The organism is Ramlibacter sp. G4-7 (assembly GCF_057784995.1).
This window is the reverse complement of sequence record NZ_JBYNTT010000001.1, coordinates 557,840-576,640: the sequence shown is the minus strand read 5'-3', so window position 1 is coordinate 576,640 and position 18,801 is coordinate 557,840. Positions and strand designations below refer to the sequence as shown.

The 18,801-nt window shown below is 69.5% G+C and carries 24 protein-coding genes; 15 read left to right on the top strand and 9 right to left on the bottom strand.

Annotated elements, in window-relative coordinates; genetic code table 11:
* The first annotated feature begins 17 nt into the window (after positions 1–17).
* The 6 genes from AC3EGR_RS02820 (at position 18) to AC3EGR_RS02795 (ending at position 5,811) form a co-directional block, all read left to right on the top strand.
* Positions 18–245, top strand: coding sequence for a DUF3460 family protein (locus AC3EGR_RS02820; RefSeq protein WP_488544910.1), 228 nt, complete (start codon positions 18–20; stop codon positions 243–245).
* 8 nt (positions 246–253) lie between these two features.
* The gene (locus tag AC3EGR_RS02815) at positions 254–1,114 is read left to right on the top strand and encodes a segregation and condensation protein A (protein ID WP_488544909.1); all 861 of its coding nucleotides are present in this window, start codon (positions 254–256) and stop codon (positions 1,112–1,114) included.
* Between the two features lie 25 nt (positions 1,115–1,139).
* Positions 1,140–2,720, top strand: a complete 1,581-nt coding sequence (gene nadB / locus AC3EGR_RS02810; RefSeq protein ID WP_488544908.1) for an L-aspartate oxidase — start codon at positions 1,140–1,142, stop codon at positions 2,718–2,720.
* Between the two features lie 112 nt (positions 2,721–2,832).
* Positions 2,833–3,549, top strand: a complete 717-nt coding sequence (locus tag AC3EGR_RS02805) for a hypothetical protein (RefSeq protein ID WP_488544907.1) — start codon at positions 2,833–2,835, stop codon at positions 3,547–3,549.
* Positions 3,546–3,974 carry a hypothetical protein gene (locus AC3EGR_RS02800; protein ID WP_488544906.1) on the top strand — a complete coding sequence of 143 codons (429 nt, stop codon included), beginning with the start codon at positions 3,546–3,548 and terminating at the stop codon, positions 3,972–3,974. Before AC3EGR_RS02805 ends, AC3EGR_RS02800 begins: the two co-directional genes overlap by 4 nt.
* A gap of 52 nt (positions 3,975–4,026) precedes the next feature.
* Positions 4,027–5,811, top strand: coding sequence for a hypothetical protein (locus AC3EGR_RS02795; protein WP_488544905.1), 1,785 nt, complete (start codon positions 4,027–4,029; stop codon positions 5,809–5,811).
* A 116-nt stretch (positions 5,812–5,927) separates the two neighbouring features.
* Here the strand turns inward: AC3EGR_RS02795 and nadA are convergent, their stop codons facing one another.
* Positions 5,928–7,046 (bottom strand): quinolinate synthase NadA, encoded by a 1,119-nt coding sequence (nadA, locus tag AC3EGR_RS02790; protein ID WP_488544904.1) that lies wholly within the window; start codon positions 7,044–7,046, stop codon positions 5,928–5,930.
* On the bottom strand, positions 7,046–7,909 hold the full coding sequence (gene nadC, locus AC3EGR_RS02785) for a carboxylating nicotinate-nucleotide diphosphorylase (protein ID WP_488544903.1): 864 nt from the start codon (positions 7,907–7,909) through the stop codon (positions 7,046–7,048). The genes nadA and nadC overlap by 1 nt, the downstream gene beginning before the upstream one ends.
* Before the next feature lie 81 nt (positions 7,910–7,990).
* On the opposite strand from nadC, the gene AC3EGR_RS02780 reads away from it, so the two are divergent.
* Positions 7,991–8,389 (top strand): PaaI family thioesterase, encoded by a 399-nt coding sequence (locus tag AC3EGR_RS02780; RefSeq protein WP_488544902.1) that lies wholly within the window; start codon positions 7,991–7,993, stop codon positions 8,387–8,389.
* Positions 8,390–8,459: 70 nt separating this feature from the next.
* The gene (locus tag AC3EGR_RS02775) at positions 8,460–8,777 is read left to right on the top strand and encodes a thioredoxin family protein (protein ID WP_488544901.1); all 318 of its coding nucleotides are present in this window, start codon (positions 8,460–8,462) and stop codon (positions 8,775–8,777) included.
* A gap of 61 nt (positions 8,778–8,838) precedes the next feature.
* On the opposite strand, the gene AC3EGR_RS02770 is transcribed toward AC3EGR_RS02775, so the two are convergent.
* The 5 genes from AC3EGR_RS02770 to AC3EGR_RS02750 all read right to left on the bottom strand — a co-directional run bounded on the left by AC3EGR_RS02770 (position 8,839) and on the right by AC3EGR_RS02750 (position 11,888).
* On the bottom strand, positions 8,839–9,501 hold the full coding sequence (locus AC3EGR_RS02770; protein ID WP_488544900.1) for a hypothetical protein: 663 nt from the start codon (positions 9,499–9,501) through the stop codon (positions 8,839–8,841).
* Between the two features lie 68 nt (positions 9,502–9,569).
* The gene (locus AC3EGR_RS02765; protein ID WP_488544899.1) at positions 9,570–10,586 is read right to left on the bottom strand and encodes an NAD(P)H-dependent glycerol-3-phosphate dehydrogenase; all 1,017 of its coding nucleotides are present in this window, start codon (positions 10,584–10,586) and stop codon (positions 9,570–9,572) included.
* 22 nt (positions 10,587–10,608) lie between these two features.
* Positions 10,609–11,088, bottom strand: a complete 480-nt coding sequence (secB, locus tag AC3EGR_RS02760) for a protein-export chaperone SecB (protein WP_488544898.1) — start codon at positions 11,086–11,088, stop codon at positions 10,609–10,611.
* A 104-nt stretch (positions 11,089–11,192) separates the two neighbouring features.
* Positions 11,193–11,459 carry a glutaredoxin 3 gene (grxC, locus tag AC3EGR_RS02755; RefSeq protein WP_488544897.1) on the bottom strand — a complete coding sequence of 89 codons (267 nt, stop codon included), beginning with the start codon at positions 11,457–11,459 and terminating at the stop codon, positions 11,193–11,195.
* Between the two features lie 21 nt (positions 11,460–11,480).
* A complete protein-coding gene (locus tag AC3EGR_RS02750; protein ID WP_488544957.1) occupies positions 11,481–11,888 on the bottom strand; it encodes a rhodanese-like domain-containing protein in 408 nt (135 codons plus the stop codon).
* A gap of 93 nt (positions 11,889–11,981) precedes the next feature.
* Between AC3EGR_RS02750 and gpmA the strand changes: the two genes are divergently transcribed.
* The 3 genes from gpmA to AC3EGR_RS02735 all read left to right on the top strand — a co-directional run bounded on the left by gpmA (position 11,982) and on the right by AC3EGR_RS02735 (position 15,220).
* Entirely contained in the window at positions 11,982–12,725 is a 744-nt protein-coding gene (gene gpmA, locus AC3EGR_RS02745) for a 2,3-diphosphoglycerate-dependent phosphoglycerate mutase (protein WP_488544896.1), read from the top strand.
* 176 nt (positions 12,726–12,901) lie between these two features.
* Entirely contained in the window at positions 12,902–14,347 is a 1,446-nt protein-coding gene (locus tag AC3EGR_RS02740) for a S41 family peptidase (RefSeq protein WP_488544895.1), read from the top strand.
* Positions 14,348–14,458: 111 nt separating this feature from the next.
* Complete coding sequence (locus AC3EGR_RS02735) at positions 14,459–15,220, top strand: HesA/MoeB/ThiF family protein (RefSeq protein WP_488544894.1); 762 nt, start codon at positions 14,459–14,461, stop codon at positions 15,218–15,220.
* Here AC3EGR_RS02735 and AC3EGR_RS02730 read toward each other — a convergent pair.
* The gene (locus AC3EGR_RS02730) at positions 15,217–15,372 is read right to left on the bottom strand and encodes a hypothetical protein (protein ID WP_488544893.1); all 156 of its coding nucleotides are present in this window, start codon (positions 15,370–15,372) and stop codon (positions 15,217–15,219) included. The two genes, AC3EGR_RS02735 and AC3EGR_RS02730, sit on opposite strands and share 4 nt — an antisense overlap.
* Positions 15,373–15,588: 216 nt before the next feature.
* Between AC3EGR_RS02730 and AC3EGR_RS02725 the strand changes: the two genes are divergently transcribed.
* Positions 15,589–15,966 carry a response regulator gene (locus AC3EGR_RS02725; RefSeq protein WP_488544892.1) on the top strand — a complete coding sequence of 126 codons (378 nt, stop codon included), beginning with the start codon at positions 15,589–15,591 and terminating at the stop codon, positions 15,964–15,966.
* 25 nt (positions 15,967–15,991) lie between these two features.
* Here AC3EGR_RS02725 and AC3EGR_RS02720 read toward each other — a convergent pair whose 3' ends face one another.
* Entirely contained in the window at positions 15,992–16,624 is a 633-nt protein-coding gene (locus AC3EGR_RS02720) for a response regulator (RefSeq protein WP_169418000.1), read from the bottom strand.
* Between the two features lie 119 nt (positions 16,625–16,743).
* Here AC3EGR_RS02720 and AC3EGR_RS02715 point away from each other — a divergent pair, with 119 nt between their 5' ends.
* From AC3EGR_RS02715 to AC3EGR_RS02705, 3 genes are all read left to right on the top strand, one after another.
* A complete protein-coding gene (locus AC3EGR_RS02715; RefSeq protein WP_488544891.1) occupies positions 16,744–18,144 on the top strand; it encodes a CHASE3 domain-containing protein in 1,401 nt (466 codons plus the stop codon).
* A 179-nt stretch (positions 18,145–18,323) separates the two neighbouring features.
* Positions 18,324–18,488: a DUF1328 domain-containing protein gene (locus AC3EGR_RS02710; protein ID WP_488544890.1), complete on the top strand. Its 165-nt coding sequence runs from the start codon at positions 18,324–18,326 to the stop codon at positions 18,486–18,488.
* 38 nt (positions 18,489–18,526) lie between these two features.
* Entirely contained in the window at positions 18,527–18,796 is a 270-nt protein-coding gene (locus AC3EGR_RS02705) for a hypothetical protein (protein ID WP_488544889.1), read from the top strand.
* The last annotated feature ends 5 nt before the right edge of the window (positions 18,797–18,801 follow it).

The following is an 18,801-nucleotide window of genomic DNA, read 5'->3' as shown; positions in this document are numbered from 1 at the left end:
GCCCTAAAATCGCCCCCATGTCCTTCCTGCAACGCATCTTCCGCCGGCCCGACTACCGGTCCGACGTCACCCAGTTCATCGACCAGCTGAAGACGCAGAAGCCGGACCTGGAGGCGCAGCAGCGCGCCGGCCGTGCCCTGTGGTGGGACAAGCACCTGGACCGCGAGGCCATCGCCGAGTGGAAGGAAGCGCGCGTGCCGCAGAAGGCCTACGTGTACGGCGACGATCCGCGCCGCCCGCGCTGAGCGGCACCATGGACAGCGGCGAAACCGTCCTGCCGGAGCTGCCGGAGCCCCCGGCGGCCGAGGAGACCGGGCTGCCCGAGGTGGTGGACCAGGTCGCCCTGGCCCGCCTGTACGGCGAGCCGCTGTTCGCCATGCCGCAGGACCTGTACATCCCGCCGGATGCGCTGGAGGTCTTCCTGGAGGCCTTCGAAGGGCCGCTGGACCTGCTGCTGTACCTGATCCGCAAGCAGAACTTCAACATCCTCGACATCCCGATGGCGGCGGTGACCCGCCAGTACCTCACCTACGTCGACGAGATCCGCGAGCGCAACCTGGAGCTGGCGGCCGAGTACCTGCTGATGGCGGCGATGCTCATCGAGATCAAGTCGCGCATGCTGCTGCCGCCCAAGAAGACGGCGGAAGGGGAAGAGGCCGAGGACCCGCGCGCCGAACTCGTGCGCCGCCTGCTGGAATACGAGCAGATGAAGGCCGCGGCCTTCCGCCTGAACGAGATGCCGCAGCTCGGGCGCGACGTGCTGCGCGCCCAGGTCTACATCGAGCAGTCCCTGCAGCCGCGGTTTCCCGACGTGGACATGAACGACCTGCAGGAAGCGTGGCGCGACATCCTGCGCCGCGCCAAGCTGGTGCAGCACCACAAGATCTCGCGCGAGGAGCTCTCGGTGCGCGAGCACATGAGCATGGTCCTCAAGAAGCTGCAGGGCCGCAAGTTCGTGGAGTTCGAGCACCTGTTCGACGTGGCGCGCGGCGTGCCGGTGCTGATCGTCACCTTCATCGCCATGCTGGAGCTGGCCAAGGAAACGCTGATCGAGCTGACCCAGGCCGAAGCCTACGCACCCATCTACGTGCGCCTCGCTTACCAACCCGCGTAAGAACAACAACGACAGGAGCCCCGCCTTGAGCCAGGCCCAATCTCGCGACTTCGACGTCCTCATCGTGGGCAGCGGCCTGGCCGGCCTGTCCGCCGCCCTGCATCTTGCCCCCACGCACCGCGTGGCGATCCTCACCAAGCGGGCGATGAGCGACGGCTCCAGCGGCTGGGCCCAGGGCGGCATCGCCGCCGTCACCGACCCGAGCGACAGCTTCGAATCGCACGTGAACGACACGTTCATCGCGGGCGCGGGCCTGTCCGACCCCGCCGCCACCCGCTTCGTCGTCGAGCACGCGCCGGAGAGCGTGGCCTGGCTGCGCGAGCTGGGGGTGCCCTTCTCCGAGGAGGACGGCCACCTGCACCTCACGCGCGAAGGCGGCCACAGTGCGCGGCGCATCGTGCACGTGACGGACGCCACCGGCGCGGCCGTGCAGCAGACGCTGATCCAGCGCGTGAAGCGCACGCCCAACATCACGATGCTCGAGCACCACATGCTGGTCGACCTGATCACGGCCGGCAAGCTGGGCGTGCCGGGCGACAACCGCTGCCTGGGCCTGTACGCGCTGGACGAGGCGACCGACGAGGTCGTCACCTTCCGCGCGCCGCACACCATCCTGGCCACCGGTGGCGCCGGCAAGGTCTACCTGTACACGACCAATCCCGACACGGCCACGGGCGACGGCATCGCCGCGGCCTGGCGCGCCGGCTGCCGGGTGACGAACATGGAATTCATCCAGTTCCACCCGACCTGCCTGTACCACCCGCACGTCAAGAACTTCCTGATCTCCGAAGCCGTGCGCGGCGAAGGCGGGCGGCTGCTGCTGCCCGACGGCACCCGCTTCATGCCCGCGCACGATGAGCGCCTGGAGCTCGCGCCGCGCGACGTGGTGGCCCGCGCGATCGACTTCGAGATGAAGAAGCACGGCCTGGACTGCGTGCACCTGGACATCTCGCACCAGCCGGCAAGCTTCATCCAGGAGCACTTCCCCAACATCTACGCGCGCTGCCTGGACCTGGGCATCGACATCACGCGCGAGCCGATCCCGGTGGTGCCGGCGGCGCACTACACCTGCGGCGGCATCCACACGGACCTGTCCGGCCGCACCGACCTGGCCGGACTCCACGCCATCGGCGAGACGGCCTACACCGGCCTGCACGGCGCCAACCGCCTGGCGAGCAACTCGCTGGTGGAATGCATGGTGTTCGCCCGGTCCGCCTCGCAGGACATCCTGGCCACGCCCATGCCCGTGCCGCCCGAGGTGCCGGCGTGGGACGACAGCCGCGTCACCGACGCGGACGAACTGGTCGTGATCTCCCACAACTGGGACGAGCTGCGCCGCTTCATGTGGGACTACGTGGGCATAGTGCGCACCAACAAGCGCCTGGACCGCGCCGCGCACCGCGTCACGCTGCTGCAGCAGGAGATCCAGGAGTTCTACAGCACCTTCCACGTCACACGCGACCTGCTGGAGCTGCGCAACCTGGTGACGGTGGCCGACCTGATCGTGAAGTCGGCACAGGCGCGCCACGAAAGCCGCGGCCTGCATTTCAGCCGCGATTACCCACAGATGGCGCCGGTGGCGGTGCCGACCATCCTCCAGCCCTGAGCGCCGGTCGCCGGGGCGGCCTTTTTTGCAACGGCCCACTGGTCGGCGCGGGGGGTCGTTGCTATAACGGGCAAAGGGGCGGCACGCAGTCGGGTGCCGCGAGGGGAACCCGATGCACCGCATCCTGCTTGCCTTGTTGCTCGCCACCGTGGCCGCCGCGCCGGCCGCGCGGGCCATGGATTTCCACCGCGTCGGGGACATCCTCGTCCTGAGCGGCCCCGTCGACGCCGACGACCTCGTGCGCCTGCGCAACGAACTGGCCGGCGCCCGCCCGGCGCTGGTGCTGCTGCACGACAGCCCCGGGGGCGACCTCTGGAACGGCTACCAGATCGGCAACCGCATCCGCGACGAGCACCTGCCCACGGCGGTCGCCGGCAAGTGCGAATCCGCCTGCGGCCTCATCTTCCTGAGCGGCTCCGAACGCTACTTCAGCGACGGCCGCCCCATCGCGCAGACCATGGTCGGCCTGCACGGCGCCCATTCCGTCGACACCAAGCAGCCGCTGCCCGAGCTGGGGCCGCGGATGGCGTACGTGATCAAGTCGATGACGGCCAGCAAGTACCCGGCGGACCTGCTGCAGCGCACGGTCTACCCGCGCAACGCGGAGGACATGGTGTATGCCTTCCACCCGGGCCGCTACCCGGTGAACGCGAAGGCGCGCGGTGTGGTCGAGTGCCTCAAGCAGCCGGACGTGAGCTTCAAGTGCGACATGGTCGATGGCCTGGACGCACTGGGCATCGGCATCATCACCAGCACCGAACTGCTGGAGCTGCCCGAAGAGGTCAAGGCGCTGCTGCAGCGCCTGGAGTCCACGGTCGCCTCCCCATGAAACCGCAGGAAGGCGGGGTGGTCGCGGGCGTGGCCGTCGCCGCGCTCGGCTGCGCCCTCGCCCTGCTCGCCTACGCGCAGCCCCAGCAGATGCGCGCGCCCGCCTGGGTCGTGTACGCCTGCGCGCTCGCCTTCGTGTTCGCCGGCTGGATCGTGGTGGCCCGCGCCCGCGGTCACGCGCGGCTCAAGGCCTGGCTGCCCGTGCCGCTGCTCGCGTGCCTGGTCGCGCCCACCGTGTGGATCGCCTTCGGCAGCGGCCACCGCCACTGCGGCCTGGACGCCATGCGCGGCGTGCTGCGCATCTTCGCCACCCGCTCCGACCTGCCCTGCCGGCTGGGATTCGGCATCGCCGCGGTCGTGGGATTGGTCCTGCTCCTCCTGTCCATCCGCCAGGCGGCGCGGTCGGGGCGCGAGCCGCTGCCCTGACAATCGCTGCGGCACGGGCAACGACAACGAAGAGACGGGGATGGGGATGGGGATGCGGAACATCTGGGAATCGGCCGGCGCGATGCGCACCCTGGCGGCCGGCCTGCTGGCGCTCGCGCTGGCGGGCGTCGCGGTAACCTTCTACGCCAACGGGCGCTGGGTTGCGATCCAAGGGCCGGTCACGGTGCAGGCGGTCGGCCGCGACACGCTGTGGCTGGGGGTCGACGAAGACCTGTGGATCCTGGACAGCCTCGGCCACCGCAACGGCCAGCGCAGTGCGCGCGAGCTGGGCTTCACGGCTGCCGTCAGCAATATCGCCCTGGCGCCCCACGACCAGGTGCTGCTGTCCAGCCGCGTGGACCGCGACTGGCAGCTCGTGGACCGCAAGACGCTGGCGCCGGTTCGCACCATCCGCCCGCAGTGGCCGGAGGACATCGCCAGGCTGCCGCTCAACGCCGTGCACCTGGCCGTGTCTCCTGAAGGCGACATTGCCGCTGCCACGGGCGGCGGCCACACGGTGCTGCTGTTCGACCGGGACGGTCGCCTGCTGGCCCGATCCGCGCCCGACACCTACCGCTTCACCAACGGCCTGTGGTGGTCGCCGCAAGGCTGGTGGAGCACCGACACCAACCGCTTCGCCCTGCGCCTGCTCGACGCGCGCACGCTCGCCGTCAAGGCCAGCCTGCAGCTGCGCGCCGAGCCCGCCGGGACCCCGTTCCTCGGCGAAGCCATCGCGTCGCAGGGCGGCCCGCAGACCGGCCGGACCGAGCTGCCGCTGGCGACCGTGTCCCGCCTGGGCACGCTCATGGAGCCGGGCCACGCGGTGGACATCTTCCCGGACGGCTCGCAGGCGGTCTACAACCTGGACACCATCGCGCAGCTGCGGGACATGGCCTGGTTCGACCGGCACCTGCTGCTGGTGGACGGGCACAACTTCGAGGTGCGCCGCTTCGACGCCGACCGCATCGAGGTGCAGCCCTTCGGCGACGTGCAGGTGCGCGCCGCGCTCGCGCGCCTGCGGCAGGATCGCGCGTTCTGGCGCGGCATCGCCTCGCGCCAGGCGTCCGGCTTCGCCGCGCTGCTGCTCGTGCTGGGCCTGCTGGCGTATGCGCGGCACCGCCAGCTCGCGGGCCGGTCCGACCTCGAGGAGGCGCTGAACGAGCCCGCCATCGACTGGCTGCGCGCCCCGGCCGAATTCGAGCGGATCAAGCTGGAGGCCGAGTCGGCACGCGAGGCGGTCTACCTGCCCGGCCGGCGTCCGCGCTGGCTGCTGGTGACGAACCGCCGCATCCTCCTGTTCGCGGGCGAGCCCGGCCAACGGCGGCTGCAAAGCGAATGGCCGCGGCGCGCCGTGATCTTCGCCGGGGCGCCGGAGCAGTCGCCGGGCCACCGGCCCCTGTGGCAGCAGCTGCTGCAACCGGCCAACCTGGCACTCACCTTCACCACGGGCACGACGCTGTACCTGCGCTGTGCCAGCGCAGCGACCGCCCGCCGCGTCGCCCGCTTGCTGATGTCCTCGCCGGCGCTGCCCGACGACTTCGGCAGCAGCATCGAGATCCCGCTCGTCCCGAAGCAGCCGACGTGGCAGGCCGCTGTCGCTTCCTTCGTGGTGCCGGGCACCGGCCAGTGGCTGCAAGGGCGCTTCGCCATCGGCACCGCGTTGTTCACGGCGGCCCTGCTCCTGTGCATCTACGGCTGGGCGCCGGTGCTCTGGGCGCTGCACGGGCCCAAGATGGAAGTGTCGCGCCACGCGATCACGCAGGCCCTGGTCGCCTGGCTGCTGCTGCCGCTGCTGGCGAGCAGCGAGGCCTGGAGGTTCGGCAGCAGGCGGGGGTGAGGCAGGGAAGGAACCCCGCGCCGGCGCAGGCACGGTGGGGTTCGCGGCGCTCACCGTCCGCGGCGTTGCCGCGCCGTCCTGCGGGGCGGTGGTGAGCGAACCGCGCGGATCCCCGTTCAAGCCGCGCCGATATTGGGCACCAGCGCGCCGGCCGGCTGCCCCGCCTTCAAGGCCGCGGTGAACGCCAGCATGCGGTCGATCGGCAGGCGGGCACGTTCGCCCAGCGCCGGATCCACGAACACCTCGTTGGTGCCCGTCTCCAGCACCTGCGCCAGGCCCGCCAGGCCGTTCATCGCCATCCACGGGCAGTGCGCGCAGCTCTTGCACGTCGCGCTGTTGCCCGCCGTCGGCGCCTCGATGAACACCTTGCCGGGGTTGAGCGTGCGCAGCTTGTGCATCATCCCGTTGTCGGTGGCGACGATGAACTCGCGCGCATCGAGCTCGCGCGCCGCCTTGAGGATGGCGGAGGTCGAGCCCACCGCGTCGGCCAGCGCCACCACGTCGGCGGGCGACTCGGGGTGCACCAGCACCTTCGCGTTCGGGTACTGCTTCTTCAGGTCCTGCAGCTCGAAGGCCTTGAACTCGTCGTGCACGATGCACGCGCCGTTCCAGAACACCATGTCGGCGCCCGTCTCGCGCTGGATGTAGCCGCCCAGGTGCTTGTCCGGGGCCCACAGGATCTTGTGGCCCTTGGCCTTGAGCGCGCTGACGATGTCCAGCGCGCAGCTGGATGTCACCAGCCAGTCCGAGCGCGCCTTCACGGCGGCGCTGGTGTTGGCATAGACGACCACCGTGCGATCCGGGTGCTGGTTGCAGAAGGCGTCGAATTCGTCGGCGGGACAGCCCAGGTCCAGCGAGCAGGTCGCGTCCAGGTCGGGCATCAGCACGCGCTTTTCCGGGGACAGGATCTTCGCCGTCTCGCCCATGAACTTCACCCCGGACACGACCAGTGTCTGGGCGGCGTGATCACGGCCGAAGCGCGCCATCTCCAGCGAGTCGCTGACGATGCCGCCGGTCTCCTCCGCCAGGTCCTGCAGGTCGGGATGCACGTAGTAGTGCGAGACCATGACGGCGTTGCGTTCCTTGAGCAGCCGCTTGATCCTGTCCTTGAGCGCCGTGCGCTCCGCCGGCGAGGGCTCCACCGGCACGCGCGCCCACGCATGCCTGGTGTCGCACGCGTTGCCGGGCAAGGGGTGTTCGTATTCGACTTCCTTCAGCGGAATGACTGCACTCATCAGATTTCCTTCAGGCGCATGGAGAAGTCGGTGGCCTTCACGTCCTTCGTGAGCGTCCCGACCGAGATGCGGTCGACGCCGGTTTCCGCCAGCGCCCGCAGCCGCTCGAAGGTGACGCCGCCGGAGATCTCCAGGATGGCGCGGCCCGCGTTGATCCGCACCGCCTCGCGCAGCACGGGCAGGTCCATGTTGTCCAGCAGGACCATCTTCGCGCCGGCGTTCAGCGCCTCTTCCAGCTGCGCCAGCGTCTCGACCTCGATCTGCACGAACACCGCCTGCGCCGCGACGCGCTGCGCCGCCTGCAGCACCGGCGTCACGCCACCGGCGGCCGCGATGTGGTTCTCCTTGATCAGCACGGCGTCGTACAGGCCGATGCGGTGGTTGGTGCCGCCGCCGGTCTTCACGGCGTACTTCTGCGCGAGGCGCAGGCCGGGAAGGGTCTTGCGGGTGTCCACGATCTGCGCGCGCGTGCCCCGCACCGCCTCGACGTAGGTGGCGGTCTTGGTGGCGACCGCGCTGAGCAGCTGCAGGAAATTCAGCGCGGTGCGTTCGGCCGTGAGCAAGGCGCGCGCGCTGCCTTCCACTTCGAGCACCACCTGGTCGGCGGCGCAGCGCTCGCCCTCGCCCACCAGCCAGCGCACGCGCGCGCCGGCGTCCACCTGGCGCAGGGCCGCTTCCGCCCACGGCGCGCCGCAGATCACGGCGCTCTCGCGCGCCAGCACGCGGGCCTGCGCCCGGCGGGCGGGGTCCACCAATGCCGCGGTGAGGTCGCCGCCACCCACGTCTTCGGCCAGGGCTCGGGCCGCATCGGACTGCGCGAGCTGCGCGATGGCGGCCGGGGAAAAATCGAACACGGAACTCATGGCGGCGAGCATACCGGCTCGCGCAGCCCCGTGCTGGCGCGCGGGCGATCGCGGCAGTACAGTCGCCGCCGGAGGAAGCGCATGAACCCAGACCAGCTCCAGTCCCTGCTGCAACCGCTGTTTCCCGGCCTCCTGGGCGTGGAGCTGACCGAAGCGACGCCCGAGCGGGTCGTCGCCAGGATGCGGGTGCGGCCGGACCTGTGCACGGCCGGCGGCATCCTCCATGGGGGCGCGCACATGGCTTTTGCCGACACGCTGGGCGCGGTCGGCACCGTGCTGAACCTGCCCCAGGGCAAGCGCACGACCACCACGGACTCAAGCACCAAGTTCATCGGCGGCGCCAGGGTCGACACGGTCGTCACCGGCGAGAGCGTGGCCTTGCACCGTGGCCGCACGACGATGGTGTGGCAGACCTCGATCCGCAACGCCGAAGGCAAGCTCTGCTCGGTGGTGACGCAGACGCAGCTCGTTCTGGATTAGCTGCTCCCTCCCACAAGCCTTGCGGGGCCGTTCCGACGCAAGCTGGACGAGGACGCACGACAATGGGGGCATGGAAACGAGCTATGCCACGGCCGCGCCTTCCCGCGACGAGGTCGACGCGCTGGCGGGGCCCACGGTGCTGGAGTTCGGCACCGGCTGGTGCGGCTGGTGCCGCGCGGCCCAGCCCCTGATCGGCGCCGCCTTCGCCTCGCACCCGGACGTGCGGCACATCAAGATCGAAGACGGTCCCGGCCGGCCGCTGGGGCGCAGCTTCCGGGTGAAGCTCTGGCCCACCCTCGTCTTCATGAAGGACGGCCAGGAGGTCGCGCGGGTCACGCGTCCGAACAGCCTGGACGAGGTGCGCGAGGCGTTCAAGAAGCTGGGCTGAAGCCGGCCCATGGATCCCGGCTTGCGCCGGGATCCCGGGCTACGCGCAGCCGCTCACGCCATCAATTCGCGGCGAAGCAGTAGAGCAGGCCGCCGCCGCCGGTCGACTTCAGTGCCTCCATGCTGCAGCCGCGGGTGGCATGCGAGGAATTCCAGGACTTGGACGGCGCGTCGTCGCGCAGCCCTTGGCGGTCGTGGTGACCGACGATGGCACTGCCCTCGCCCCCGCGCGTCCAGTTGCCGCAGGTGGTGTCCTCGGTGCCGCCTGCCGTGGCGCGGCCCTCCGGCGTCGAGCCGGTCAGCACGTCGTGCAGGTTCACCGCATCCCCGCGGCCCATGACGGTCGCGCCACGCTCGGTGAGCGCGGTTTCCTTGGTGAGCTGGTTGGTGCCGTGCAGTTCGTCGACGTTGGAGGCGATCTTCACGCCCTTGACGTTGTACCAGGGGCCCTTGCCGATGCGGTCGCGGGCGTTGACCGGCGTGGCACCGGTGGTGCTCAGGTAGGCGCGCCACGTGCGCCCGCTCAGGCCGGCGCTGCTCGCCAGGGTCTGGCAGTAGGCGTCGGCGCCGGCGATGCCGCCGAAATCCGCTCCCTTGCCCGGGTTGGCGCTGGTGAGGAAGAAGCTGGGGGATGGGCCCTGGCCCATCATGGTGTTCATGCTGCTGCAGCTGGCGAGGCCCGCGGCGGCGGCGGCCAGGGCGAGGAGGGCTAGGGATCGCTGCATGGAAGCTCCTGTCTTTGGGGAAGCGCCGAGGCTAGCCCCGCCGTGGCGGCGCGCCACGGGGAAGGTCCTTATGCAACCGGCGGAATATTTTCAGCGGCCGGGTCCCGCCCCATGAGGGTGCTCACCGCCTGCGCGGGAGCGAGGCGCCCATCCAGCAGGTCCACGACGCCTTGCGCGATCGGCATTTCGACGCCCAGGCGCCGGGCCCGTTCGACCACCGTGCGTGCGCTGTAGACGCCCTCGGCGACGTGGCCCAGGGACTGCACGGCCTGCTGCAGCGTGCGCCCCTGCGCGAGCAGCAGTCCGACACGGCGGTTGCGGCTCAGGTCGCCGGTGGCGGTGAGCACCAGGTCGCCCAGCCCGGACAGCCCCATGAAGGTCTCGGGGCGGGCGCCCAGCGCCACGCCCAGGCGCGTCATTTCCGCCAGGCCGCGCGTTACCAGCGCCGCACGCGCGTTGAGCCCGAGAGCCAGCCCGTCGCACAGGCCGGTGGCGATGGCCAGCACGTTCTTCACCGCGCCACCCACCTCCACGCCGGGCAGGTCGTCGTTCGCGTACACGCGCAGCGCCGGGCCATGGAAGGCGGCCACGAGCGCGTGACGCACAGCTGGCGTGTCGCTCGCCGCGACCAGGGCGGTGGGCTGCGCGTTGGCGACTTCCTGGGCAAAGCTGGGACCGCTGAGCACGCCGGCGGCCAGCCGCGGGGCGGTCTCGGCGCGGATTTCATGGCCGAGCAGGCCGTAAGGCTGGGTCTGCGGGGCTTCGAAGCCCTTGCACAGCCAGGCCACGGGACGCCCGCAGTCGCGCAGCGCGACCAGCATGCCGCGCAAGGCGGCCATGGGGGTGGCGACGATGACCAGGTCGTGGCGCGTCGCCAGCCTGGCCACCGCACCCTGCGCAGGACCCGCCACAGAGACGCCGGCGGGCAAGGCGAAGCCGGGGAGGTAGACGAGGTTCTCGCGCCTGGCTGCCATCGCGGAGGCTTGCGCCTCGTCGCGGGCCCACAGGGTCACGCGGTGCCGCGCGCCCGCGCTGACGGCCAGCGCCGTGCCCCAGGCGCCGGCTCCGAGCACCAGGATGTCCATTGCGCCGGCGACGTGGCCGCTTTCAGGCCGAAGTGATGATGCGCGACGCGCCCGCGCCGGCCCCAGCCTGCTGTTGCTGGTCGGCCTGCTGCTGCTCGTACATCGCCTGGAAGTTGATCTCCGCCAGGTGCACCGGCGGGAAGCCCGCGCGGGTGATCACGTCGGCCACGTTGGAACGCAGGTAGGGGTAGACGATCTGCGGGCAGGCGATGCCCATGACCGCCTGCATCTGGTCCGCCGGCAGGTTGCGGATCTCGAAGATGCCCGCCTGCTTGACCTCCACCAGGAACACGGTGCGATCCTTGAGCTTGGTGGTGACCGTCGCCGCCACGCAGATCTCGAACATGCCTTCGGCCGCCTGCTCCACCTGCACGCCGAGCTGGATGTCGACGGTGGGCTGCTCCTGCTCGAGCAGGATGGCCGGCGAATTCGGCTGCTCCAGCGAAGCTTCCTTCATGTAGACGCGCTGGATCTGGAAAACGGGATCGTTGTTGTCGGCCATGGCCAATGCCTTTCGAAGCGAATGAAAAAGCCCGCCGGGAACGCTCCGGCGGGCGCAGTGCGTGTCAGCCCGCGATTATCGCAGGCGGGGGGCGCGCGGCGGGCTCAGCCCGGTGCGCCGTTGAGCAGCGGCACGAGGCCGCCGCGGCCGTCGAGCGCGACCAGGTCGTCGCAGCCGCCGACGTGCGTGTCGCCGATGAAGATCTGCGGCACGGTGCGCCGGCCGGTGATCTCCATCATGCGGGCGCGCTCCTCGGGCTGCATGTCGATCCGGATCTCCTCGATCTGGGCGACGCCCTTGGCCTTGAGGATCTGCTTGGCACGGATGCAGTAGGGGCAAACGGCCGTGGTGTACATCTTGACTTGCTGCATGGGTCTATGGTGACGCGAGGTTCAACTCTTCTCGACGGGGAGATTAGCCTCTTTCCATGCCCGCATTCCGCCAGCCATGGCGACAGCCTTGTCGTACCCGAGGGCTTGCGCCGTCTTCAGGCAGCGCTGGGCGCGGGCGCCGGTCGCGCATACCAGGATGAGCGGCACGCCCTTGTTCTTCACCACCTCGGGCAGGCGCTGCTGCAGCACGGCCACCGGAATGTTGCGCGACCCGACGATGTGGCCGGCGGCGAACTCGTCCGCTTCGCCCACGTCGACGACCACCGCCCGCTCGCGGTTGATCATCTGCACGGCAGCGTCGGGCGTGAGCCCGGAGCGCACGCCCGAGAGGATGCCGGGGGCCAGCAGGAGGGTGCCGGATACCACGGCAATCAGCACCAGCGCCCAGTTGTGCGCCAGAAACGGCAAGAGATCCATTCCAACCTTTCACGTCAGGCCCGGCATGTGCCGGGCAGCCCTCAATTCTAGAATGCCGGGTTTCCCCCCACCTTGCGACCGACCATGCACAAGCTCGTCCTGATCCGCCACGGCGAATCGACCTGGAACCTGGAGAACCGTTTCACCGGCTGGACCGACGTCGACCTCACGCCCACCGGCATCCAGCAGGCGGTCTCCGCGGGCAAGTTGCTCCAGGCGGAAGGCTGGGACTTCGACCTCTGCTACACCAGCGTGCTCAAGCGTGCCACCCGCACGCTGTGGCACGTGCTGGACGAGATGGACCGCACCTGGCTGCCGGTGGTGCACTCGTGGCGCCTCAACGAGCGCCACTACGGCGCGCTGCAGGGCTTGAACAAGTCGGACATGGCCAAGCAGTACGGGGACGCCCAGGTGCTGCTCTGGCGCCGCAGCTACGACACGCCGCCGCCGGCGCTGGAGGCCGACGACCCGCGCTGGGAACGGGGCGACCGCCGCTACGACAAGCTCAAACCGGAAGAGATGCCGCGCACCGAATGCCTCAAGGACACCGTGGCCCGGGTGCTTCCCTTCTGGAACGAGTCCATGGCGCCGGCGATCCGCGCCGGCAAGCGCATCGTGGTCGCGGCCCACGGCAACTCCATCCGGGCGCTGGTGAAATACCTGGACGGGATCTCGGACGACGAAATCGTCGGGCTGAACATCCCCAACGGCATCCCGCTCGTTTACGAGCTGGACATGGACCTGAAACCGGTGCGCCACTACTATCTGGGCGACGCGGAAGCCGCAGCGCGGGCGGCGGCCGCCGTTGCAGCACAGGGCAAGGGCTGACGCGGCCCGCCGCGGCAGGCGGGACCCACTTCGGTGCACGTTGTAGGACGTTTCCTGCGCCAAAGCACGTATTTGTCACACGCCGTCCGGGGGCCCTCGGGAACCCCTTATCCCACCCGTGCATCTGACATGTTTCTCAGGTGTATATTGAAGTCGAGAGGACCTGGACCCACCCCATGAGCCAAAAATTGAAGATTGCCGGCTGGATTTCCGTTGGCGCCCTCGCCGGAGCGCTGACCACGGTTTCCCTGCAGACCGTTGCACGTGGCTCGCTGGCCCCCCTTCCGCTGGAAGAACTGCAGCAGCTCGCTGCCGTCTTCAGCATGGTCAAGACCGATTACGTCGAGCCGGTCGACGAGAAGAAGCTGATCACCGATGCCATCTCCGGCATGGTGGCGAGCCTCGACCCGCACTCGCAGTATTTCGACAAGAAGTCCTTCAAGGAATTCCGTGAAGGCACGTCCGGCCGCTTCGTCGGCGTGGGCATCGAGATCTCGCAGGAAGACGGCCTGGTGAAGGTCGTCTCGCCGATCGAGGGCTCGCCTGCCCACCGCGCCGGCCTGAAGACCGGCGACCTGATCACCAAGATCGACGACACCGCGGTCAAGGGCCTGTCCCTGTCCGAGGCCGTCAAGCGCATGCGCGGCGAGCCGAGCACGAAGGTGACGCTCACCATCTACCGCAAGGACGAGAACCGCACCTTCCCGGTCACGATCACCCGCGAGGAGATCAAGACCCAGTCGGTCAAGGGCAAGGTCGTCGAGCCGGGCTACGGCTGGATCCGCCTGTCGCAGTTCCAGGAACGCACCGTCGACGACTTCGTTCGCAAGATCGAGGAGATCTACAAGCAGGACCCCAACCTCAAGGGCCTGGTCCTCGACCTGCGCAACGACCCGGGCGGCCTGCTGGACGCGGCCGTGGCGATCTCCGCCGCCTTCCTGCCGGAGAACGTGACCGTGGTGTCCACCAACGGCCAGCTGGCGGAGTCCAAGTTCGTCTACAAGGCCTCGCCGGAGTTCTACCAGCGCCGTGCCGGTGCCGACCCGCTCAAGCGCCTGCCGCCGCAGCTCAAGACCGTGCCGCTGGTGGTGCTGGTCAACGAAGGCTCCGCCTCGGCTTCCGAGATCGTGGCCGGCGCCTTGCAGGACCACAAGCGCGGCGCCATCCTGGGCAGCCAGACCTTCGGCAAGGGCTCCGTGCAGACAGTGCGCCCGCTGGGTCCGGACACCGGGCTGAAGCTGACCACGGCCCGCTACTACACGCCCACGGGCAAGTCGATCCAGGCGCGCGGCATCGTGCCGGACGTGATGGTCGACGAGACCGCCGAAGGCAACATCTTCGCCGCGCTGCGCACCCGGGAAGCCGACCTCGACAAGCACCTGGCCAGCGGCCAGGGCGGCGTCGAGATCAACAAGGACCCGGTGTTCGAGAAGGCCCGCGAGGAAGCGCGCAAGCGCGCCGAGGAGGAAGCCAAGAAGGCGCCGGCCGACCGCAAGGTGCCGGAGTTCGGCAGCGACAAGGACTTCCAGCTCGTGCAGGCCCTGAACCAGCTCAAGGGCCGCCCGGTGATGGTCTCCAAGACCCAGGTCGTGGAGAACAAGGAAGAGAAAAAGGAAAACTGAGTTCGCGCGCCGCGCGCTGCGCGGCACCAGCGACCTCATCCCGGCGCAGGCCGGGATCCATGAAGCGGCCCCATGCGGGCCGCTTTTTCATGGGTGCCGCACAATCCCCGCATGACCGACGACCAGCTCCTGCGCTACTCGCGCCACATCCTCCTGGACGAAGTGGGCGTCGAAGGACAGGAGCGGTTCCTGGGCGCGCACGCGCTCGTCATCGGTGCCGGCGGACTGGGCTCGCCGGTGGCCCTGTACCTGGGCACCGCGGGCGTCGGCCGCATCACGCTCGTCGACGACGATGCGGTGGACCTGACCAACCTGCAGCGCCAGATCGCCCACAACCTCGAACGCGTGGGCCGCCCCAAGGCCGAATCGGCGCGCGATGCGATCGCGGCGATCAATCCCGACGTGCAGGTGCGCCCCCTGGTCCTGCGCGTCGATGCGCAGGCGCTGGACGAACTCGTGCCGCAGGCGGACGTGGTGATCGACTGCTGCGACAACTTCGCGACGCGCCAGGCCATCAACCGTGCCTGCTTCGCGTACGGCAAGCCACTGGTGTCGGGCGCGGCGATCCGCCTGGACGGCCAGGTGAGCGTGTTCGATCCGCGGCGCGCGGACAGCCCTTGCTACGCCTGCGTGTTTCCGCCGGACCAGGAGCTGGAGGAGACGCGCTGCGCCACCATGGGCGTGTTCGCGCCGCTGGTGGGGATCATCGGTGCGATGCAGGCCTCGGAGGCCTTGCGCTTGCTCGCCGGCGTCGGGACGTCGCTGGCGGGCCGGCTGCAGATGCTCGATGGCCGCAGCATGGAGTGGACCGAGATGCGCGTGCGGCGCGACCCGTCCTGCCAGGTGTGCGGCGGGCGCCGCGCTGGCGGCTAGGGCTCGATCGCGAACAGGCTGGCCACCACCTCGGGCGGTGGCGCCTGCACGGCCATTTCCACTTCCGCGTTGCCGGGCGCGCCCAGGGCGACGAGCGCGGCGGCCAGCACGGTGCCGAAGAGGACGAAGGCGGACTGGAGGAACAGATTCATGGGGAACGGGGAGCAGGAACTGCCACGCTCTCCCTGCACGGCAGTTTCGCAGCGCGCCCGCTGGCTGTCCGTAGTCGGCCCGCCGCGCGCGCTGTCGCTGCGTCCCACCCGGCACCGTAGGAGAGGTCCTACCGGCCCGCCGAGGGGCCACTGGCACAATCCCGCGCAGAGGAGACGGGCCGCCGCAAGCGCGGGCGGCACGCACAGGACATCCCGGTGGAACTGCGAACCTACATCGTCGAAGACAACGCGACCATCCGCGAGAACCTGATCGGAACCCTGGAGGAACTCGCGTCGGTCGACGCCCTGGGCTGGTCGGAAACGGAGCGCGATGCGCGCAGCTGGCTGGCCGACGGCCACGACTGGGATCTGCTGATCGTGGACCTGTTCCTCAAGCAAGGCAGCGGGCTCGGCGTGCTGGAGGCCTGCCAGGACCGCGCGCGCGGCCAGCGCGTCATCGTGCTGAGCAATTACGCGACCAACGACATGCGCAAGCGCAGCGCCGAACTGGGCGCGGACGCGGTCTTCGACAAGTCCAACGAGATCGAGGCCCTGGTGGACTACTGCCTGGCGCTGGGAGAGGCCGGCGCCTGAGGCGCCGCCTCCGCGCCGGCGCGGATCAGTCGATCAGCTTGTTCTTCAGCGCGTAATAGGTCAGGTCGCTGTTGGAGGAGAGGTTCATCTTCTCCATCAGGCGCGTGCGGTACGTGCTGACCGTCTTGACCGACAGCGACAGGGCCTTGGCGATGTCGCCGGCCGTCTCGCCCTTGGCGAGCTTCAGGAACACCTGGAACTCGCGCTCGGACAACTGCTCGTGCGGCGCGCCGCCTTCCTTGCGATTGAGCTGCTGCGCCAGCAGTTCGGCGACGGCGGGGGAGATGTAGCGACGGCCTAGCGCGATCGTGCGGATCGCGTTGACGATCTCCATGGGCTCGCATTCCTTGTTCAGGTAGCCGCTCGCGCCCTGGCGAATCAGGTTCATCGCGTAGTGTTCTTCCGGGTAGCCCGAGAGAATCAGGATGCCCACATCCGGCGCCTTGGCGCGGATCATCCCCAGTGCGTCGATGCCGCTCTGGCCCGGCATGGACAGGTCCATCACCAGGACGTCCATCTCGGTGGTGCGCACGAGGTCGATGGCCTCGCGGCCACTCGCCGCTTCACCGACGACGCGCAGGTCGACCTGCTCTGAAAAGAACTGTTTGAGCCCCGACCGCACGATGGCGTGGTCGTCCACAATGCCCACTTTGATCATGCTTCACCTTCTACGCCAAGCTGTTTCATTGTGCCCCACTTCAGAACGAAATGGCCTACCCTTGAGTCATGACGTGCGCCGGATTGTATTCACACCGCTGAGCCTTTAGGGTGAAGGTCTTGTCATCTTTCGCCTCGTCCCGGGGTGCGATCAGTCTCATCCTCGCCCTGGTTGCCGCGCTCGTGCTCATCGGTATCAGCGAGACCGGTTACCAGCAGTCCACCCAGGCGCTGGAGCGCATCGAGGCGTCCACGCGCACGCGCAACCAGGTGAACCAGTTGCTGCAGCAGGTGCTGGATGCGGAAACGGGACAGCGCGGCTACCTGCTCACCGGTGACCCGCGCTACCTGGAGCCGTACAACGCGGCCGTCGCCGGGATCGGCCAGAGCCTGGACGGGCTGCGCCGCAGCTACCCGCCGGAAGCAGTGGAGGCCGCGACGCTCGCCCAGCTCACGCGCAACGTCCAGCGCAAGCTCGGCGAGATGGACATGACGGTGCGCATGCGCAAGCAGGGCAACGACGAGACCTGGAAATTCGTGCTGCTCACCGACGTGGGCAAGGAGCAGATGGAAGCGATCCGCGAACAGGCCGCCCGCCTCGTGCAGAGCGCGACCGAAGGCGTGACGGCCGCCCAGGGGCAGGTGCAGCGCTCCCTGCGTCTCGCGCGCGGCGGCATCGCCGTCGTCAGCCTGGCAGCGTTGATCGCCTTCGCCCTCTACCTGCGGCAGACCACCCGGCTCAAGCGTTCCGACGAGCAGCAGCAGGCCGCGCTGCAGCAGGAGCGCGACCTGCTCGAATCCGTCGTGCGCGACCGCACGGCGACCCTCGCGCAGCTGGCCACGCACCTGCAGCAGGTGCGCGAGGAGGAGCGCGGCCACCTGGCGCGCGAACTGCACGACGAGCTGGGCGCCCTGCTCACGGCGGCGAAACTGGACGTCGCCCGGCTGAAGTCCCGCATGGGCGATCCGGCGCCGGAAGTGAGCGAGCGCCTGCAGCACCTGACCGAGACCCTCAACAGCGGCATCGCGCTGAAGCGCCGCATCATCGAGGACCTGCGGCCCTCCTCGCTGTCCAACCTCGGGCTGACCGCCTCGCTGGAGATCCTGGCGCGCGAGTTCTCCGAGCGCTCCGGCCTGGAGGTCGCCTGCAGCCTCGAGCAGGTCGAGCTCGACGAGGACCGCCAGCTCACCGTGTACCGCACGGTGCAGGAGTCGCTCACCAACGTGGGCAAGTACGCGGAGGCGCGGCAGGTGGACGTCAGCCTGCGCAACTACAGCAACCACGTGGAAATCGAGGTGCGCGACGACGGCCGCGGCTTCGACGTGAACGCGGTGCGACCGAGCACGCACGGGCTGGCGGGCATGCGCCACCGCGTCGAGGCCGCGGGCGGCCGGCTCACGTTGCAATCGCGCCCGGGGCATGGCACCCGTGTCCTCGCCACCCTGCCCAAGAGCGCGCCGGCGCGCGCATCGGTCGAACCGGGTGACGTGGAAACCGCCCTCCACGAGAACGCCGCCTGAGACGGTGGCGGCCTGCCCGGCCGTCGCCCGTCGGAACCGTCCTACACGGCCACCCGCCGCGTCGACTACAAGCTGTGACGCATGGCCCTGATCACCGCGTCGGCGGATATGCCTAAGCTAGCCGCAGGCACGTGATCGCCTGACCGTGCCCGCGCAACAAGACCCCGAGGAGTCCCCCCGTGCTGCATTACGCCGTCGCTTTCCTGGTCATCGCGCTGATCGCCGCGGTGCTGGGATTCGGCGGCATCGTGGCGGACGCCGCCGGCCTCGCGAAGATGATGTTCTTCTTCTTCGCCGGGCTGTCCGCCGTCGCATTCATCCTCGGCCTGGTGCGCAGATCCTAGGCAACCCGCAAGAACCCCGACAAGAGAGGACCCACTACATGATGAACGACACGATCGACAACACCCGCCGCATGGCTTCCGATGCGCTGGAGCGCGCCTCCAGCACGATGAAGGAACTGCGCTCCGGCGTGTCGGACCGCGCCAGTGCGGCGCGCAACTCCATGGGCGAGTACGCCAGCGCGTCGACGCGCTACGTCGCCGACAACCCCATGAAGGCGGCGCTGATCGCCGCCGCGATCGGGGCCGCCGTCGCCGGCCTCTACCTGGCCATGCGCCACCGCCGCGAGCTGCAGGACCGCTACTTCTGAGATCC

Bases quoted from the DNA above. Each gene is read 5' to 3' on its own strand.
- AC3EGR_RS02705 (WP_488544889.1), top strand. From the start codon at position 18,527: ATGATGAACGACACGATCGACAACACCCGCCGCATGGCTTCCGATGCG.
- gpmA (WP_488544896.1), top strand. From the start codon at position 11,982: ATGCACAAGCTCGTCCTGATCCGCCACGGCGAATCGACCTGGAACCTG.
- AC3EGR_RS02820 (WP_488544910.1), top strand. From the start codon at position 18: ATGTCCTTCCTGCAACGCATCTTCCGCCGGCCCGACTACCGGTCCGAC.
- AC3EGR_RS02775 (WP_488544901.1), top strand. From the start codon at position 8,460: ATGGAAACGAGCTATGCCACGGCCGCGCCTTCCCGCGACGAGGTCGAC.
- secB (WP_488544898.1), bottom strand. From the start codon at position 11,088: ATGGCCGACAACAACGATCCCGTTTTCCAGATCCAGCGCGTCTACATG.
- AC3EGR_RS02780 (WP_488544902.1), top strand. From the start codon at position 7,991: ATGAACCCAGACCAGCTCCAGTCCCTGCTGCAACCGCTGTTTCCCGGC.
- AC3EGR_RS02815 (WP_488544909.1), top strand. From the start codon at position 254: ATGGACAGCGGCGAAACCGTCCTGCCGGAGCTGCCGGAGCCCCCGGCG.
- AC3EGR_RS02765 (WP_488544899.1), bottom strand. From the start codon at position 10,586: ATGGACATCCTGGTGCTCGGAGCCGGCGCCTGGGGCACGGCGCTGGCC.
- AC3EGR_RS02805 (WP_488544907.1), top strand. From the start codon at position 2,833: ATGCACCGCATCCTGCTTGCCTTGTTGCTCGCCACCGTGGCCGCCGCG.
- nadA (WP_488544904.1), bottom strand. From the start codon at position 7,046: ATGAGTGCAGTCATTCCGCTGAAGGAAGTCGAATACGAACACCCCTTG.
- AC3EGR_RS02740 (WP_488544895.1), top strand. From the start codon at position 12,902: ATGAGCCAAAAATTGAAGATTGCCGGCTGGATTTCCGTTGGCGCCCTC.
- AC3EGR_RS02730 (WP_488544893.1), bottom strand. From the start codon at position 15,372: ATGAATCTGTTCCTCCAGTCCGCCTTCGTCCTCTTCGGCACCGTGCTG.
- AC3EGR_RS02720 (WP_169418000.1), bottom strand. From the start codon at position 16,624: ATGATCAAAGTGGGCATTGTGGACGACCACGCCATCGTGCGGTCGGGG.
- AC3EGR_RS02770 (WP_488544900.1), bottom strand. From the start codon at position 9,501: ATGCAGCGATCCCTAGCCCTCCTCGCCCTGGCCGCCGCCGCCGCGGGC.
- AC3EGR_RS02795 (WP_488544905.1), top strand. From the start codon at position 4,027: ATGCGGAACATCTGGGAATCGGCCGGCGCGATGCGCACCCTGGCGGCC.
- grxC (WP_488544897.1), bottom strand. From the start codon at position 11,459: ATGCAGCAAGTCAAGATGTACACCACGGCCGTTTGCCCCTACTGCATC.
- nadC (WP_488544903.1), bottom strand. From the start codon at position 7,909: ATGAGTTCCGTGTTCGATTTTTCCCCGGCCGCCATCGCGCAGCTCGCG.
- AC3EGR_RS02800 (WP_488544906.1), top strand. From the start codon at position 3,546: ATGAAACCGCAGGAAGGCGGGGTGGTCGCGGGCGTGGCCGTCGCCGCG.
- AC3EGR_RS02735 (WP_488544894.1), top strand. From the start codon at position 14,459: ATGACCGACGACCAGCTCCTGCGCTACTCGCGCCACATCCTCCTGGAC.